Here is a 2673-nt window from a genome sequence, read left to right as displayed (position 1 = left end):
GGGCGGGCACCGGCCGGCCGGCGGGCAGTGCGCCGACGAAAAGACAGTTCCGCACACTCGCTCTCGGGCGATGTGTGGGGAACTGTCTTCTCGATGTGGTGGGGGGGCCGGGGCTCGGGTCAGCGGCCGGTGCCGGCGTAGACCTGGGCCTCCTCCTCGCCGCCCAGCTCGAACGCGGCGTGCAGGGCGCGGACGCTCTCGGGGAGCTCGTCCTCGCGGACCAGTGCCGAGATGCGGATCTCCGAGGTGGAGATGAGCTCGATGTTGACCCCGGCCTCGGACAGCGACTCGCAGAACGTCGCGGTGACGCCCGGGTGCGACTTCATGCCGGCGCCGACGAGGGAGACCTTGCCGACGTTGTCGTCGTAGAGCACCTGGTCGATCCCGAGGTCGTCCTTGGCCTGCGAGAGCACCTCGACGGCCCTGGCCCCGACCTCACGCGGGCAGGTGAAGGTGATGTCGGTCTTGCCCTCCGCCTTGGAGACGTTCTGCAGGACCATGTCGATGTTGATCTCTGCGTCGGCCACCACGCGGAAGATCTTGGCGGCGTACCCGGGCTGGTCCGGGATTCCGACGACCGTGATCTTGGCCTCCGAGGCGTCGTGAGCGACTCCGGTCAGGACTGCGTCTTCCACGGGGATGTCCTCCACTTTTCCGGCCACGAGCGTGCCTGGGTTGGTCGAATACGACGAGCGCACGCGCAGGGGCACGTGGTACCGGCGGGCGAACTCGACGCTCCGCAGGTTGAGGATCTTCGAACCGACGGCCGCCATCTCCAGCATCTCCTCGTACGAGATGGTGTCGAGCTTGCGGGCGTCGGGGACGATCCGGGGGTCGGCGGTGTAGATGCCGTCGACGTCCGAGTAGATCTCGCAGACGTCGGCACCGAGCGCGGCCGCCATGGCCACCGCGGTGGTGTCCGAACCGCCACGACCGAGGGTCGTGACGTCGCGGGTCTCCCGGGACACGCCCTGGAAGCCCGCGACGAGGGCGATCTTGCCCTGGTCCAGGGCGTCGCGGACCCGCCCCGGGGTGATGTCGATGATCCGGCTGTCGCCGTGCTTGGTGGTGGTGATGATCCCGGCCTGCGAGCCGGTGAACGAGTACGCCTCCATCCCGAACGAACTGATGGCCATGGCCAGCAGGGCGTTGGAGATCCTCTCGCCCGAGGTCAGCAGCATGTCCATCTCGCGCTGCGGGGGCGCCGGGCAGACCTGGTCCGCCAGGTCCAACAACTCGTCGGTCGTGTCCCCCATCGCGGAGGCGACGACGACGACGTCGTTGCCCGCCTTCCTGGTCTCGACGATCCGTTCGGCCACCCGACGGATACGTTCTGCGGACTCCACGGAGGAGCCGCCGTACTTCTGCACTACGAGTGCCACGCGGTCACACCCTTCCGGTGTTGATCGGCTTAACGCAGCCCTACATTACGGGAGGTGTTTACTCATCATCGATGACTGAAACTTGGGTGGCCGTCCTCCTGGCCCTCGCCTCCGCCCTCAGCCAGGCCTTCGGCACCGTGATGCGGCACCGCACGAAGGACCGCGCCGGGGGTCGGCTCGAGGGCCGCTTCGGCGTTCTCGCCAGCAGGTACTGGTGGTCGGGCATGGCGATCAGCCTGGCCGGATTCGCCTTCCAGGGTGGGGCGCTGGCATTCGGCTCGCTCATCCTCGTGCAGACCATCACCGTCCTCTCACTGACCTTCGCGCTCCCCCTCGGAGCGTGGGTGACCGGCCGGCGGGTGACCAAGACCGAACTGTTCTGGGGATACGTCCTGGCGGGATGCGTGGTCGTCCTGGTGATCTACGGGCGACCGACGGGAGGGGACGCGCACCCGCCCTGGTACGAGTGGGCGCTCGCGTGCGCGGGCGGACTCGTGGCCATCGCCGTGCTGCTGCGCCTGTCCCGTAACCGCCGCCGCAACGGCAACCGGGCGCTGCTCCTGGGCGTCGCCGGCGGTCTCGCGTTCGCCTACGTCGCGCTGCTCACCAAGGGTGTGGCCGACCGGTGGTATTCGGGCGGGTTGCTCGAGGTGTTCACCACGGGCGAGGTGTACGGACTGGTGGCGGCGGCGGTGATCGCGCTGACGCTGCAGCAGATGTCGTTCTCCGCGGGGGCCGTGCACCAGGCGGTGCCCGCCTCCACCGTCACCACGCCCGTCGTCGCGCTGGGACTGGGCGTGGTGGTCCTGGGCGAGTGGTTCACCGTCGACGGCCCCGAGCTGGCGATCCTCGCCGCGACCCTCGTCCTGATGGTGGTGGCGACCGTGCGCTTGGCCAACAAGGAGGTCGACCAGGAGACGCAGTCGGTCCCGGGCAACGCGGGGGCAGTGGGCCACGGGTGACGCCGGCGCAGTCGGTCCCGGGGTAACGCGGGCGGGGTGGGCCGCGATTCCAGAGCCATGAGGACCCACCCCGAGCGGCAGCGCACGTCGATCCCATCGCTTACGCTGAGCCTCATGCGTCTCACCCGCCCCAGCGGCACCTTGAGTAACAGCCGCGCCGAGCAGGGCGGCCGAGATTCCCGCAGTGATTCCCGCAGTGACACCCACCGGGGGTCACGCCGCACGTCCCGCCTGGTGGCGACGACGCTCGCCTCGGTCGCCGCGGTCATCGCCCCGCTCGCCGTCTCCGCGCCCACGGCCGGGGCCGTGGTCAACGGCACCCCCTCCGG

The 2673-nt window shown here is 69.7% G+C and carries 2 protein-coding genes and 1 pseudogene; 2 read left to right on the top strand and 1 reads right to left on the bottom strand.

Annotated features, from left to right (window positions below; genetic code table 11):
- Positions 1 to 119: 119 nt before the first annotated feature.
- On the bottom strand, positions 120 to 1382 hold the full coding sequence (locus G6020_RS09970; RefSeq protein WP_179524344.1) for an aspartate kinase: 1263 nt from the start codon (positions 1380 to 1382) through the stop codon (positions 120 to 122).
- A 71-nt stretch (positions 1383 to 1453) separates the two neighbouring features.
- Here G6020_RS09970 and G6020_RS09965 point away from each other — a divergent pair, with 71 nt between their 5' ends.
- Positions 1454 to 2344 carry a DMT family transporter gene (locus G6020_RS09965; protein ID WP_182610512.1) on the top strand — a complete coding sequence of 297 codons (891 nt, stop codon included), beginning with the start codon at positions 1454 to 1456 and terminating at the stop codon, positions 2342 to 2344.
- Between the two features lie 114 nt (positions 2345 to 2458).
- A pseudogene (locus G6020_RS09960) lies at positions 2459 to 2673 on the top strand (hypothetical protein); the annotation flags it as partial.

This window comes from Dietzia sp. B19, assembly GCF_014145155.1.
Taxonomy (GTDB): domain Bacteria; phylum Actinomycetota; class Actinomycetes; order Mycobacteriales; family Mycobacteriaceae; genus Dietzia; species Dietzia natronolimnaea.
This window is presented reverse-complemented; position numbering and strand designations above follow the sequence as displayed.

Coding starts and splice junctions, on each gene's coding strand:
- G6020_RS09965 (WP_182610512.1), top strand. CDS start 1,454: ATGACTGAAACTTGGGTGGCCGTCCTCCTGGCCCTCGCCTCCGCCCTC.